This is a genomic window from Janthinobacterium sp. 1L-D-8-B-C4 (assembly GCF_057291295.1).
In genome coordinates this window covers 25,145-39,656 of sequence record NZ_JBXAVX010000009.1, presented here as the reverse complement: position 1 = coordinate 39,656, position 14,512 = coordinate 25,145, and the positions used below count along the sequence as shown (strand labels likewise).

Below are 14,512 nucleotides of genomic sequence, written 5' to 3'. Positions count from 1 at the left end.
GGATCCTTATTTTGCGGCTTCGGAAACGAGGGCGATGCGGGCGTAGCCGGCATCGTTCAAGACGCCCATGGTGCCCACCACCTTGCCGTAGGAAAGCGCCTGGTCTGCGCGTAAATGAATGCGCCGCTCATGGTCGCCCTTCGACTCCTGCTGCACCAGCGCCAGCAGGTCGGCAGGGCCGGCCTTGGCCGCGTTTTCATTGACATACACGGTGCCGGCCGTGTCGATGCTGATGACAATCGGCGGCTTCGGCTCTTCCAGGGGCTTGGTATTGGCGGTCGGCAGGTCGACTTTCACGCCGGTGGCCATCATCGGCGCGGCTACCATGAAGACGATCAGCAGCACCAGCATCACGTCCACCAGCGGCGTGACGTTGATGTCGCTGACCGGGCCGATCTTGTGCGTGGCACCGCTACTTAATCTGGCGCCCATCTCAGGCTCCCTGCGGCGACAGATTGGCTACCGCATGCGCGCGGTCCGGTTTGGCCGGCGCCGCGTCCACGCTGTCGATCTGCGTCTCGCCTGCTTCGAGCTGGCGCGACAGCTGCACTTCCACCAGCCCGGTAAGCGTGGCCAGGCGGCCCGTATAGCTGTTCAGGTCACCGGCCACGCGGTTGTAGGCGACCACCGCAGGGATCGCAGCCACCAGGCCGAGAGCCGTGGCGAACAGCGCTTCGGCAATGCCGGGGGCGACCACGGCCAGGCTGGTGCTGTTGCTGGCGGCGATGCCCTGGAAGGCATTCATGATGCCCCACACGGTGCCGAACAGGCCCACAAACGGCGCCACCGAACCGACGGTGGCCAGCACCGACAAGCCCTTTTGCAGCTGCTCGGCTTCAACACTGCTGGCGATCTGGCCGACCCGGTTGATGCGCTCCTTCAGGCTGTCGCGCCCTGAAGCGTCGGCATGCAGGTGCAGGCGGTGGCTGTGCTGCCACTCACCGGCAATCGCCTGATAAATACGGGCGAACGGATCATGTGCTTGTTCGCGCAGTTGCTGCGCCAGGCGGTGCAGGCTGGGCTGGCCGGCCAGCGCGGCGGTAAAAGCGCTGGCGCTGCGCTGCAGGCGCTTGAAGCGCAGCAGTTTGTCGATGATCACGCCCCAGCTGACCAGGGAAGCGACGATCAGCAGCACGATGATGGCCTTGACGATAATGTCGGCCTGCTGGAACAGCTCCAGCGGCGACAAATGGGCGGAAATGGTGGTCGGGTTCATGTAATTCTCCAGAGGTTCAGTTCAATTCAATTTGAAAACGATATTGCCGGCCAGCAGATAGGTGCTGCCGCCCAGGTCCGGCAGTTTGGGAAACGGCGCGGCCCGTTCGATCGCCTGTTTCGCCGCCTCGTCCAGCGCTTCCACGCCGGATGGCTGGATCTCGACCTTCAGCAGCGCCCCTTGCGGGTCCAGCGTCAGCACATAGCCCACCCTGCCCTGCTGGCGGCGCTGCTTCGCCGCCAGCGGATAGTCGGTATTGCGGTTGATGCGGGCATACACCTGGTTCACGTAGTCGGTGGGGATGCCTTCCGTGCTGACTACTTTCGACGCCGGCGGCGCCGGTTTGGCCGTCGCTACCGGTGCCGGTGCAGGGACCGCCGGCGTCACCGGGCCGATCGGCGTGGCGGGCGCCGGTGTCGCCGGCGCGCCATACGTTTCCGCGCTGGCGGCTGGCGCTTCCACCGTTTTTGGCTGCGGCACACTGGCTGCTACCGGCCTTGGCGGCGCCAGCGACACCGGTTTTGCCTGCGGTTCGGTCGGTTTCGGCGGCGGTGGCGGTGGCGTGATCGCTTTCGGCGGCGCCACGCGGATCAGTTCCACCACCGTCGCCACGGCTTTTGGCGCGGGGTGCGAACCGGCCAGGTTCCAGGCCAGCAGCGCCACGCCGCCATGCAGCAGGCCTGAAATCAGCACGCCACGGTAGCGGCGCCAGGCCGGCGTGCCCGATTGCGGCGGTGGCAGGCTGGCCACGCTCAGCACTGGCGTCGCTGCGACTGGCTCGCGCACGGGTGGTGCAAAGGTCAAGGTAGCGCTGTTCATGAAGATCTCCTCAATCAGTCGAACAAATCAGGCTCTTCGCGCGTAATCACGTCCCACAGCGGCTGGAAGCTGAACCAGCCACCCGCGTCGGTGCCGATCTGGCCGGCCGTATGGCGCGCCACCGCATGCGGTATCGGCCTGGTGGGGCCGGCCGCTTCCGACAGCAGCTGCGCCTGGGCCGCGTTTTCAAACGCGATATAGCGCCATACGGCCGATTCCACCGAGGCACCCACCGTCAAGAGGCCGTGGTTTTGCAGGATCACGGCCTTGCGCGGCCCCAGCGTTTCGGCGATGCGTTCGCCTTCGCTGGTGTCCAGCACCACGCCGCTGAAGTCCTGGAAAATCGCGTGGTCTTCGTAGAACATGCAGGAGTCCTGGGTCAGCGGATCGAGCAGCCGGCCCTGGGCGGCAAACGCCTTGCCGTACAAGCCGTGCGAATGGGCGGCGGCGATCACGTCGGGGCGCGCCTTGTGCAGTTCAGAGTGGATCGCAAAGGCGGCGCGGTTCAGCAGGCCATCGCCTTCGACCACCTTGCCGTCGTGGCTGACCAGGATCAGGTCGGACACACGGATATGACCGAAATACACACCGGCCGGATTGACCCAGAAATGATCGGGAAACTCCGGGTCGCGCGCCGTGATATGGCCGGCCCCGCCCATGTCGTAGCCATAGCGGGCGAACAGGCGGAACGACACTGCCAGGCGCTCCTTGCGGTGCTGGCGCTGGGCGGCCAGGGTCGGTGGCGGCGGCGGTTCGGCAAAGATGATATTGCCGTTGGCGTCGCGCGGCGCGCCGTAGATGGCGGGCCGTGGCGCGGGCGCATCCACGGCGCGCAGGTGCGGGCGCGACAGGGGCGCGGAATACAGGGGGGCAGTGCTGCTCATGGTCAGTCCTTGTGTATGGTTTCAATAGCCGCGCGCGGTGTCGACCACGTCGCTCAAAGGCGTGCCAGCGCGGAAATGGCGCAGGTTGTGCAAAAATTTGTCGATCAGGGCCGGCACGATGGCGTCGGTGCTGGGCGAGATATGTGGCGACAGTCGCACTTTCGGGTGCGTGTAAAAGGCGTGCCCTGGCGGCAGCGGTTCCGGCTCCGTCACGTCCAGGGTCGCCAGCGCCAGCTGCCCGGCGTCGAGCGCCGCGTGCAGCGCTTCGTGATCAATCAGGTTGCCACGCGCGATATTGATCAGGTGCAGGCCGGGCCTGGCATGCGCCAGCGCGGCCGCATCAATCACATGATGGGTGGCGGGAGTGGAGGGCGCGGCCAGCACCAGATGGTCGGAGCGGGCCAGCAAGGTGGCCAGTTCGGCCACCCTTTCCACGCCGTCCACCTCGAACGGCGAATCCGAGCGGCGCAGGGCGATCACCTTGATGCCCAGCGCCAGCGCGCGCTGCGCCACCGCCTGGCCGATGGAACCGAAACCGTACAGGCCCAGGGTCGAGCCCTTGACCAGGCCCAGCGACAATCTGCGCCAGTCGCCGGCGTCGCCCAGCCAGATCTCCGGGATGCGCTTGGTGGCGGAAAAAATCGCCGCCAGCACGTATTCCGCAATCGCCTCCGAGGCCGTGCCGCGCGCCGACGTCACCACCGGCCCCTGGAACAGCCAGGATGGGTAGTAATCGATGCCGACCGAGGCCAGTTGCACCCAGCGCACGCGCGAGGGCCACAACTGCGGCGCCGGCGCCGTCAACAGGCTCTGGCCTTTCGGTGCAGGCAGCACGAACAGGATGTCGGCCTCGGGCAGCGCGGTCAAGGGACCGGGCGCCAGGTCCAGCACCGGCAAGCCGGCTTGTGCGGCCAGCAGCGCATTGACCCTGGGGTCGAACTGGCTGGCAATGGTCAATGCGGTCATGTCAGTCTCCGAATCAGGCGGCCAGGCGGGTGGCGGCTTGCGCTTCGCGCTCGGCGATTGCCGCGCGCACCAGCGGGATCAGCTCGCGGCCGTATTGCAGCGCGTCCTGGATCGGATCGAAGCCACGGATCAAAAAGGTGGTCACGCCCAGTTCCCAGTACTTGAGCAGCGCATCGCGCACCTGTTCCGGCGTGCCGACCAGGCCAGTGGAATTGCCGGCCGCCTTGGTCAGCGCGGCGATGCCTGTCCACAGACGCTCGTCGACCACCTTGCCGTTGGCGGCCGTGGCCAGGAGGCGCTGCGAACCCACATTGACGGGCTGCTGCGGGCGGCCGCTGAAATGCGGGTTATGCTGTACCTTGGCGGTGGCTTTTGCCAGGATGGCGTCGGCCTTGGCCCAGGCCTGTTCCTCGGTTTCGGCCAGCACCGGGCGCAGCGACAGGCTGAAACGGATCTTGTCGGCGCGGCCGTATCTGGCGGCTGCCGCACGCACCTTGCTGATGATTTCCTCGACCTGCGCCAGCGATTCGCCCCACAGCGCATACACATCCGCATGCTTGCCGGCCACGTCGATCGCCGCTTCGGACGAGCCGCCAAAATAGATCGGCAGGTGATTGCCCGCCACCGGGCGCACGCCGGCGTTCTGGCCCTTCACTTTATAGATGGCGCCGTCGTGGTCGAACGGGCCGCTGCTGCTCCAGGTCTGCTTGACGACATCGAGGAATTCATCGCTGCGCGCATAGCGCTGGTCGTGGTCGAGAAAATCGCCATCGCGCTGCTGCTCGGTGTCGTCGCCGCCGCTGATGATGTGCACGGCCAGGCGGCCATCGCTGAACTGGTCCAGGGTGGCCAGCTGGCGCGCGGCCAGCGTCGGCGACACGAAACCGGGGCGGTGCGCCAGCAGGATGCCGAGTTTTTCCGTTTGCGAGGCGATATACGAGGCGACCTGGAAGCCGTCGACCGAGCCGCTGCCATGGGCCACCAGCACACGGTCAAACCCCGCGTATTCGTGGGCGCGGGCGACGGCGCCCAAAAACGCCTTGTTGACGACCGGCCCCGTGCCCAGCACGGTTTCGGACACTTCCTGGGTGGCGCTAAAGCCGATGAATTCGATGCTCATTTTGCTTCCTTTGTGGTCGTGGTGACGGGTTGAATGGACGAGGAAAACGCGGCGCGGCCGCTGTTGATCAGAATGGTGTCGTTCTGCGGCGTGTGGATGCGGCTGCACAGCACGTCGCGGTAATGGCGCTGCAAGGGGTTGGCATTCGACAGCCCCGGATTGCCGCTCAATTCGATGGCTTTTTCCACCACCTGTATCGCCTGGTTGGTGACCAGGTATTTGATGCGGAAGCTGTCCGCCGGCGCGATGCGCCCGGCTGCCGCGGACGCGATCAGGGTGGCGTTGGAAAACAGCCAGGTGTCGATCAGGCCCAGCGCTTCCTGGAAGCGCGGCAAGCTCGATAGCGGTGCACCGAGGTTGGCCGGCACCCTCTCCTGCAGCCAGTGCGCCAGCCAGTCGCGCGCCGCACGCGCCACGGCGTCGTAGATGGAAGACAACAGCACCGACATCCAGGTCAGCAGCTCGGCGTCGAGTTCCGGCGCGGTGCCTGCCGGCGCCACGTCCACCGCATGGTCCAGCGGCACCAGCACGTCGTCGAAAATCACGTCGTGGCTGCCGGTAGCGCGCATGCCCAGGTGATCCCAGGTCTCGACGATGGTGATGCCGGGTGTGTCCTTGTGCACCAGCCAGCTGCCCACCAGTGGCGTTTCGTCGTCGCTGCGCGCCCACACCGCCAGCCAGGTCAGGCGTGGCACGCCGGTCGAATACACCTTGCGCCCGCTGATGCGCCAGCCTTCAGGCGTGCGGCGCGCCGTGGTGGCGGGCAGGCCGCCACGGGCCGGCGTGCCGAGATCCGGCTCCACGCGCAGCGCATTGATCAGGGCGCCCTCTTCCACCGCGTCGCGCGCCACCCGTTCCAGCAGATGGCGCGGCCAGCGCGTGGCGTGCTTGCTTGATGCGTGATGCAGGTATTGCATCGTCAGCACCAGCGCCGTCGACGGCTCGCCGCGCGCCACGGCCGCCACCACTCTTGCCGTCTGTTCTAGGTTGGCGCCCAGGCCACCGAAGGAACGCGGCACGGTCAGCGCCAGCAAGCCCAGTTCGTGCAGGCGCTCGAAGTTCTCGTGCGGAAAACTGGCCTCGCGGTCGTGGCGCGCGGCGCCGGCGGCAAATCGGGCCGTCAGCTCGGCCAGCAAGGAGGCAAATTGCGGGCTGTCCAGCTGATGCTGGTAGCGGGTTGAGGAAGTCCGCAGGTGCAGGATGGATGAGGACATGATTACACCGAAAAATTACTGAAGTTGAAAGGACTGGCCAAAGGCGCTGCGACTGCGACTTCGACCGCCGGCGCCGGCAGCGTATCGAGTTCCACCCCCAGCAAGGCGAGCAACTGGGCACGCACCTGCTGGAACTGCGGCTGCTGCGCACTGCGCGGCCGTGGCTGGGTGATGGCGATATCGGCGGCGATGCGGCCCTGGTCCAGCACCAGCACGCGGTCGGCCAGCAGCACGGCTTCATCGACGTCGTGGGTAACGAGCAGCACCGACGGCTTGTGCTGGCGCCACAGGTCCAGGATCAGCTGGTGCATGCGGATGCGGGTCAGGGCGTCAAGCGCGGCAAACGGCTCGTCGAGCAGCAGCAGTTGTGGTTCGCGTACCAGGGCGCGCGCCAGCGCCACGCGTTGCGCTTCGCCGCCCGACAAGGTGGCTGGCCAGGCATTTTCGCGGTGCGCCAGCCCCACTTCCTGCAAGGCCTGCCTGGCGCGTTCACGCGGCCCGGCGATATCGAGGCCCAGGGTGACATTGCGCCAGGCGCGCTTCCACGGCATCAGGCGCGGCTCCTGGAAGACGGCGGCGCGCGCCGACGGCACCTCCAGCGTGCCGGAGCTGATCACATCGAGCCCTGCCAGGGCACGCAGCAAGGTGGTCTTGCCCGAACCGCTGCGGCCCAGCAGCGCGACAAACTCACCAGGGCGAATATCGAGGTCGAGCTGGTCGAGGATGACGTTGGCGCCAAAGCGCTTGCTGACCTGGCGCGCCCGCACGGCGGCGCTGGTGGTCTGCACCTCATGTGCAGCGCGCGGCACGGCGGCGGTGGCGCGGGGACGGTCCAGTTCCAGAGTTGTCATGATCAATCCTTGATAAAAGTCGGGCGCCAGGCCAGCGCATGGTGTTCGATGGCGCGCACCAGGAAATCGGTGGCCAGGCCCAGGAAGCTGTAGACCAGCAGGCAGACGACGATGATGTCGGTACGCATGAAGTCGCGGGCGTTATTGATCAGGTAGCCCAGGCCGGCCGTGGCGTTGATCTGCTCGACGGCCACCAGGGACAGCCAGCTGACGCCCAGCGAATAGCGCAGGCCGACCAGGAACGAGGGCAAGGCACCGGGCAAAATCACATGGATGATCAGCTGTGGGTAGGACAGGCCAAACAGCCGCGCCGCTTCGACCAGTTTCGAATCGATGCCGCGGATGCCGCTGTACAGCGTCAGATACATCGGGAAGGTGGTGGCAAACGCGATCAGCGCGATCTTGGTGAATTCGCCGATGCCGAACCACAGAATGAACAGTGGCACCAGGCCCAGGAACGGCAAGGTGCGCGCCATCTGCATCGGCGAATCGACCGCCACTTCGCCGCGCCGCGACAGGCCGGCGACCAGCGCCAGCGCAGTGCCCAGCGACAGCGACACGGCCAGGCCGATCAGCACGCGGCGCAATGACACCAGCACATTGCTGCCGATTTCGCCGGAGACAATCAGCTCGCCCATGGTGGCCAGGATTTGCGACGGCGCCGCCAGCACGCGCTCGGGCAGCACGCCGGTACGCGCGGCGATTTCCCACACGGAGAGCAAAATCAGCGGGCTGATGGCGCGTTCAAGGACAGCGGAAAAGAAAGGACGCTTGCGGCTGGCCGGAATGGGCTCTTGTTGCGGGAGACTGCTGGCGGAGGTAGAAACTGACATCTGGCTTCCCTGTTCTGAAGTGGACTCTGGCGTGATCCAGGGCCGACAAATTCAGTATAGGGAGCAAATGATTATGACGAAACTAATTGTTTATTCTATTGATATATGATTTTTAAGAATAATGTGGCAGCAGGATATTCATCGACGGCTCAAAGGAAGGCCGGGGTCAGACGGGGACGCCGAGTCCCGACGGGTCTGACTCCAGATTTCCGCTGCAAGCCTGAGATCATGCCAACTGCCTGCTATATTTACACCGCGCGTACCCTCTTCTCCACCGCCCCCGCAAACGCCCGCTCCACCTCCTGCCCCACGAAGTCGATCGCATGCTGCACGGGACCGGGCAACTGCGCCTGGATCAGCCAGATATCGAGCTGCGGCTTGAAGTCACTGACGTTGATGATGTCGAGCTGCGCCAAGTGGCGGCTGCGCTCGAGGATCGGCAGCGGCATCAGGCCGAGACCGGCGCCGTTGGCCACCAGGCCCAGTTGCAGATCGGTGCCGAAGGTCTCCAGGTTCAGCTTGAACGACAGGCCTTGCTGGGCCAGGGTGCGCGCCAGGCCGGCGCGGAAACCGCAGCCGTCCGGGTTCAGCACCCAGCCCACGTCGTACAGCTCGCGCAGCTTGTAGCTGCGGCGCGGCATGCTGCCTTTTTTGGCCACCACCACCAGTTCCAGCCGGCCCAGCGCGCGCCCCACCAGCCCTTCGGGCAGCACCTTGGTGGCCGGGAACAGGGCCACGGCCGCGTCGATCTCGGCATTGGCCACCCGTTCGAGCAACTGCGCGCCCCAGCCCGACGCCACTTCCGTGTGCAGGCCGGGAAACGCGGCGTTCAGGCGCTGCAGGGTATCGAGCAGCACCATGTCGCCCACGGTCTGGATCACGCCGATGCGAAACACGCCGGTCGGCGCCTGGTCGTTCTGCACCAGGTCGCGCAAGCGGTCCACTTCCAGCAGCACCTTGCTGCACTGCTCGAAGACCCGCTTGCCGGTGGCGTTCGGGCGTGGCGGCTTGACGCTGCGGTCGAGCAGCTCCACGCCCAGGTCCTGCTCGAAATTTTGCACCCGCCGCGTGATCGCCGACTGCGTCAGCCGCAGGGCCTCGGCTGCCGCGCTGACGGACTGGTTGCGCACGACGGCGACAAAGGCGCTGATGTCATCTATCTTCATGGGCATGCTGTTCCGGTAAAAGCGCAAAATGCCATCTTAACGCGCGCGGCAAGGCGCCGGCTAGAACGCATATGAAGCGCGTACATAATAGTAGCCTCCGTTGAAGCCCGTCTGCGAGGCGGCCGTGTCGTATTGATAAACGCCCAGGTAGCGGCTGGCGGCCGGCACCTTGCTCGGATAGACATCGAACAGATTGTTGGCGCCCAGGGCCAGTTGCAGCTGCTTGCTGACGGCGTAGCGCACTTCGAGGTCGGTCAGGGTGCGCGGCGCATTTTCGATATGGTTGAACACCGACGTCGAATAGATGTTCGGACCCGAATAAAAGGTCGCTTCGGTGGCCGTCTTGCCATAGCGCGTGGCGTGCAGGCTCACGCCCCACGGCCCCTGGCTCCACACGCCACCGACAATCACCTTGTTTTTCGGCGTCGAGGTGGTCAGATAGCCGGCCTGCTGGGCGTTCAACAGCGGCCTGCCGTTGGTATCGGTGGCGGTGCGCAGGATGGAACTGGTATTGACGTTGGCGCCCAGGTCCCAGTCGATGCGCCCTGCCCCCAGATTGGTGGTGTAGGTGGCCACCACGTCAACGCCCTGGGTGCGCGTGTCGACGCCATTGGCAAAGTAGCTGGCGCTGACCGAGGACAGGCCCGTGGGCAGGCTGATGCCGGCGGCAGTCAAGGCATTGATGGCGGTCGTCCCCGTGTAGGTACCACCCTGGATGATGCGGTCGCGGATCTCGATGCGGTAAGCGTCGACCGTCAGGTTGAACTTGTCCCACGGCTGCGCCACCAGGCCCAGGTTGAAGCTGCGCGATTTTTCCGGTTTCAGGGCGCTGGCGCCCAGGCTGCGCGCGGCCACCGAACTGACGGCCAGCTGGCCGCCGGCGGTGGTCGGCGAGACCGCCAGGCTGGTGTAGTTGGCCTGCGCCAGCGACGGTGCCCGAAAACCCGTGCTGAGCGTGCCGCGCAAGGCATAGCGTGCGCTGGCCTGGTAGCGCGCCGACAGCTTGGCGTTGGTGGTGTTGCCGGCGTCGCTGTAGCGTTCATGGCGCGCCGCCAGCTCGGCTTCCCACTGAGGACCGAGCTTGGTCGACAGGTCGGCATAGGCAGCGGAGATGTTGCGATCGTGCTTGCCCGCGCTGATGGCCGACAGGCCAGGCAGGGCTTGCGCGCCGCTGCCATACGACGACGCCGCGTCGCCGGCGCCCACGTCATAGGTCTCGCGCCGGTACTCGGTACCCAGCGCCACCGACAAGGGTGCCGGCAGGCCAACGTCGAAAGGGCGCGCCACATCGAGGTTCACGCCCCACTGGGTGTTCTTGTAGCTGGCCAGGTGGAAGCTGGTCGGGGTGGCGCCGGTAGCCGCATACAGGTCGGTATTGGCCGAGTCGCGCATGCCGATCTTGACGTTGTCGACGCCATAGGTGCCGCTCAGGTCCCAGCGCCAGCCGGCCAGCTGCTCGCCACGCACGCCGGCCGTCAGCGAGCCATCCTGCTCATTGCTGGTCTCGACCGGGCTGAAACCGTTCGGATACAGCTGCGGCAAGCGGCTGGGCAGCCGGTAGTTCTGCACGCTTTCGCCGTCCCGGTGCGCCACGCTGCCGAATGCATACAGTTCGGTGGTGGTGCCGAGCGCCAGGCCGGCATTGAAGCCGAACGCCTCGCGCCGGCTTTGCGGGTCGCCCAGGGTACGGTTGACCAGGGTGCCGGTGCGTTCGTCCGGGGCGCTGCGCACGCTGTGGTCATGGCGCTTGGTTTCAGCGCTCAGGTGCACGAAACCGTCTTCCCCGAGCGGCAGGCCGATATCGGCCGAGCTGCCCAAGTTAAAACCGTCGCCTTTGTAATACTGGCCGCTGTTGACAATCACATTGCCGCCCTGCGCCGACGATTTCAGGATCACGTTGATCACGCCGGCAATCGCGTCCGAGCCATACTGCGCGGCCGCACCGTCGCGCAGCACCTCGATATGGTCGACCGCGCTCACCGGAATCAGGTCCAGATCGACCGGCGTTGCGCCCTGCTGCGCGCCCGGGTCCGCCGAGATATTGGCCGAGGTGTGGCGGCGCTTGCCGTTGATCAAGAGCAGCACATGGTTGGGGCTCAGGCCGCGCAAGGTCAGCGCGCTGGTGAGATTGGCCGCATCACCCGCTTGCGCCAGGCGGTTTACGGATGGCAGCAGCTTGACCAGCGCATCGCGCAAGTCGGTCTGGCCGGTGCGCTGCAAGTCCTTGGCGCTGATGACGTCGATGGGACTGAGGCTCTCGTCGGCCGAGCGGCGCGTGTCGCGCGTGCCGGTGACGACTACCACGCCGCCTTCGGCACCGACTAGCGCGGGGGCAGCATTGGCGTCCAAAGCATCAAAGGCAAATGCGGTGTTGGCGGCAAACGCCAGGAAGACGGCCAGCGGCAAGGTACGAGGTTTGAATATATGGAGAGCGTTGTTCATGGTTGTCGTCTTTTCGCTCAGTTGGCACGGGCGGCCTTGGCCGCCACCAGGTCGATTTCGACCAGCGCGCCCGGCAGCGGCAAGGCAACCACCTGCAGTGCCGTGCGGGCCGGCTTGGCTGGCTGCTGCGCGGTGCCGAAAAACTGGCCATAGGCGGCGTTCAAGCCATTGAAATCGAGCTTGCCGTCGAGCTTCGGGTCACCCACCAGGAACACGCGCAGCTGCACCACGTCGGCAAAGCCCAGGCCTTCGGCGGCCAATGCCGCTTGCAGCTTGCGCAAGACGGACAGGGTTTGTGTCTGCGTGTCGCCAAACGACTCGAACGAGCCTTTCGGCGCGGCGGCATTGGCCACCTCCGGCAGCACGCCGCTGAAATACACGGTGCTGGCAGTGGCCGGCACCGTGACGGCGACCGAGATTGGAAAGTTCGAATTGGGAATCGGCGTGCGCTTGATGTCCTGCGCGCTGGCGGCGCCTGCGGCAAGTGTCAAAACGGCGGCGATCAAGGTGGTGGCGGTTTTTTTCATGCTGGTCTCTCAGTGGGAAGAAGTTGAATTGGCAACGCGGACGGCGATCGCCGCCACGGCGTGGTGGGCGGACAAGGCGGCGCCCTCTTGCCAGGCGCCGATCTGGCTCAGGTATTCGCCGGCGAAATGCACACGGCCATCGGGCTGGTTCAGCAGCACATAGGCCGGTTCGGCCGGCGTGGCCCAGTGCACCCAGGAGCCCAGGCTGTACGGCACCTTGTGCCAGGCCACGCTGACGGGGCGCTGCAACGACGCGCCGCGCCCCGGATGGACGCGGTCGATCACCTGGCGCGAGGAGGCGAACTGCGCCGCCAGCGGCTGGGCCGTGAAATCGTGCGCCGCCTGGCCGATGTTGTAGCAGCCGACCAGGGTGCCGGTTGGCTGGTGGAAGCCGCCGCTCGGATACCAGATCAAGGACGTCACATGCTTGACCACCGAGATGCCGCCGTAGATATGGCTGTCGGTCTCCCAGAAACGCGGCGATTGCCAGGCGATCTTGCTGGCCGTGTCGTACTCGACCGAGGCGATCGCCTGCTGTACCTTCGGTGAAAAATTCGACGGCACCTTCGCCAGTACCGGCAGCGGAAAGGTGGTGATCGCATAGTCGGCGCGCAGGGTCTCGACCTTGCCGCTGGCGCGGTTGCGCACAGTGACCTGCACGCCATCGTCCTGATTATGAATGCGCGTGACCTCGGTATTGAGGCGCAGTTCTTTCTGCAAGCGCTGCTGGAAAGCGGCCGGAATGCGGTCCATGCCGCCCACCGGCTGCAGCATGGTCGGTTGGAAGATCAGCAGTTCATCGAAAATCAGCGAGGTCCACAGGTCCGGGTCCAGCAGTTCGTCGAGCGACAACGGGTCGGGCCGCGTGCCCACCTGCTCGGCCGCGCCGGGAAACACGGTATAGCCCGAACGCTCGCTGCCCTTGAAGGCAAAGTCCGGCGCCAGGTCGCCATAGACTTTCAAAAATTCCAGCAGGCGCTGGCGGTCTGCCGCGCTCAGTTCGCGGTCCAGCGCACCAGCATCGGCCGCCTTGGCCAGCAATTCGGAGATGCGTCCGCGCGCATCGTTGACGGCGCGCCGCAACTGAATCGCCGGCTTGTTTTTCGCGGCGTCAGGCAAAAAATAGGCGCTGCGGCTGGTATTGACTTCCGCTTCCAGCGCCACGCCGAACTCGCGGCAGTAGCCAAGGATGGTCTGATGGTGGCTGGGCAGGCGCGCCGGCCCCGCGTTGAAATACTGGCCCCGGTCGAAGCGGGCCGTCTGGCTGGAGCCGTCCGTGTAATCGATGCGCGTGCCGTCGCGGATAGTCCAGTTGCGGCCTCCCACGCGCTCGCGCGCTTCGACGATCTGCACCTGGTAGCCGGCCTTGCGCAGCTCCCAGGCCGACACCAGCCCGGCGATGCCGGCGCCCAGCACCAGCACGCGCAAGCCCTTGCCGGAACCGGGCGCCGGCAGCACGGGCGCGGCGGCTGCCGCCGTCAGGCCCACTGCCCCCAGGCCCAGGGTAGTCATGGCCGCATGGGCAGCCGTATAGCCGCTGGTGGCGGCCAGTTGCATCAAAAAATGACGACGCGTCACACTCATTATCACTCCGCACAAGGATGGTTGAACTTCGGTCAACCCATCTTATGGCGGCAATGATTATGTTCAAACTAATTGTTTTCTATAACTAAGTATGAAATTTAATCATGATTTTTCAACCTGGGATATGCGCCCAGCAGCCCTTCGCGCCGCATGGCGCGCACGGCTTGGTCAAACCGCGCCACCAGCTGCGGCGTGGCGACACCCTTGTTGAACATGACATGGCTGTGCGTGGTCTCGATCGGCGGGCCGCTGATTTTCACGCGCCGCGTCGCCTGCAGTTGCCTGAGGATTTCCACGCCGACGGCGCGGCTGCACACCACCGCGTCCATGCGGCCTGCCAGCAGTTTCCTGAAGTTCGCTTCGTGGCTGCCGGTGAGTTCCAGCTTCTTGAACGTGCCCTGGCGGGCGGCGGCGTCGAAAATGGCGCCGTAGGAGGTGCCGCCCACCACGCCGATGGACGACATGGACAGCGCATTGAGGTCGCCGCGAAAGGCCAGCGTGGAGTCGCTGGCAACGAAAATCACATAGTCCTGGAACAGCACCGGCTCGCTGGAAAACAGGTATTTCGCTTCGCGCTCGGGGGTTTTCTTGACGGTAAACATGGCGGCCGCGTCGCCCGTTTCCACTTGCAGCAAAGCGCGCGCCAGCGGCAGCAGTTCGATGCTGGCGCTCTGGCCCATGCGCCGGAACGCCTCGCTCACCAGCTCGACCATCGGGCCGGCCGGCTTGCCGCGTTCGTCAAGCGCCATGAAAGGAGGATAAGGAAAACCCACCACGCGCAGCGGCGCGGTATCCGCTGGCTGGGCCCAGGCCTGCGCACAACACAGGCACATGCTCAGCAAGATCACACGCACAAACAACCTGGCAGCCATGGGCCCCCCCCGGTCAGC

General features: G+C 65.6%; 14 protein-coding genes. All 14 read right to left on the bottom strand.

All coding sequences use genetic code 11. The features are described from left to right. Nucleotides 1-6: 6 nt before the first annotated feature. Nucleotides 7-432, bottom strand: coding sequence for a protein TolR (tolR, locus tag AC0Z42_RS16530; protein ID WP_485469289.1), 426 nt, complete (start codon nt 430-432; stop codon nt 7-9). A 1-nt stretch (nt 433) separates the two neighbouring features. Next, complete coding sequence (gene tolQ, locus AC0Z42_RS16525) at nt 434-1,216, bottom strand: protein TolQ (protein ID WP_485469288.1); 783 nt, start codon at nt 1,214-1,216, stop codon at nt 434-436. A gap of 21 nt (nt 1,217-1,237) precedes the next feature. Then, entirely contained in the window at nt 1,238-2,035 is a 798-nt protein-coding gene (locus AC0Z42_RS16520; RefSeq protein ID WP_485469287.1) for an energy transducer TonB, read from the bottom strand. Between the two features lie 14 nt (nt 2,036-2,049). Then, a complete protein-coding gene (locus AC0Z42_RS16515) occupies nt 2,050-2,871 on the bottom strand; it encodes a class II aldolase/adducin family protein (protein ID WP_485469479.1) in 822 nt (273 codons plus the stop codon). Nucleotides 2,872-2,940: 69 nt separating this feature from the next. Then, on the bottom strand, nt 2,941-3,885 hold the full coding sequence (locus tag AC0Z42_RS16510; protein WP_485469286.1) for a D-isomer specific 2-hydroxyacid dehydrogenase family protein: 945 nt from the start codon (nt 3,883-3,885) through the stop codon (nt 2,941-2,943). A 13-nt stretch (nt 3,886-3,898) separates the two neighbouring features. Beyond that, nucleotides 3,899-5,005 carry an LLM class flavin-dependent oxidoreductase gene (locus tag AC0Z42_RS16505; RefSeq protein ID WP_485469285.1) on the bottom strand — a complete coding sequence of 369 codons (1,107 nt, stop codon included), beginning with the start codon at nt 5,003-5,005 and terminating at the stop codon, nt 3,899-3,901. Then, the gene (locus tag AC0Z42_RS16500) at nt 5,002-6,219 is read right to left on the bottom strand and encodes an acyl-CoA dehydrogenase family protein (protein WP_485469284.1); all 1,218 of its coding nucleotides are present in this window, start codon (nt 6,217-6,219) and stop codon (nt 5,002-5,004) included. Before AC0Z42_RS16500 ends, AC0Z42_RS16505 begins: the two co-directional genes overlap by 4 nt. A gap of 2 nt (nt 6,220-6,221) precedes the next feature. Continuing rightward, on the bottom strand, nt 6,222-7,070 hold the full coding sequence (locus AC0Z42_RS16495; protein WP_485469283.1) for an ABC transporter ATP-binding protein: 849 nt from the start codon (nt 7,068-7,070) through the stop codon (nt 6,222-6,224). 2 nt (nt 7,071-7,072) lie between these two features. Then, nucleotides 7,073-7,903 (bottom strand): ABC transporter permease, encoded by an 831-nt coding sequence (locus AC0Z42_RS16490; protein WP_485469282.1) that lies wholly within the window; start codon nt 7,901-7,903, stop codon nt 7,073-7,075. Between the two features lie 248 nt (nt 7,904-8,151). After that, nucleotides 8,152-9,069 (bottom strand): LysR family transcriptional regulator, encoded by a 918-nt coding sequence (locus AC0Z42_RS16485; protein ID WP_485469281.1) that lies wholly within the window; start codon nt 9,067-9,069, stop codon nt 8,152-8,154. A 60-nt stretch (nt 9,070-9,129) separates the two neighbouring features. Further along, the gene (locus AC0Z42_RS16480) at nt 9,130-11,511 is read right to left on the bottom strand and encodes a TonB-dependent receptor plug domain-containing protein (RefSeq protein WP_485469280.1); all 2,382 of its coding nucleotides are present in this window, start codon (nt 11,509-11,511) and stop codon (nt 9,130-9,132) included. A gap of 17 nt (nt 11,512-11,528) precedes the next feature. Then, nucleotides 11,529-12,038, bottom strand: a complete 510-nt coding sequence (locus tag AC0Z42_RS16475) for a RidA family protein (RefSeq protein ID WP_485469279.1) — start codon at nt 12,036-12,038, stop codon at nt 11,529-11,531. Between the two features lie 9 nt (nt 12,039-12,047). After that, nucleotides 12,048-13,622: a flavin monoamine oxidase family protein gene (locus AC0Z42_RS16470; protein ID WP_485469278.1), complete on the bottom strand. Its 1,575-nt coding sequence runs from the start codon at nt 13,620-13,622 to the stop codon at nt 12,048-12,050. A gap of 98 nt (nt 13,623-13,720) precedes the next feature. Then, a complete protein-coding gene (locus AC0Z42_RS16465) occupies nt 13,721-14,494 on the bottom strand; it encodes a transporter substrate-binding domain-containing protein (protein WP_485469277.1) in 774 nt (257 codons plus the stop codon). Nucleotides 14,495-14,512 lie beyond the last annotated feature (18 nt).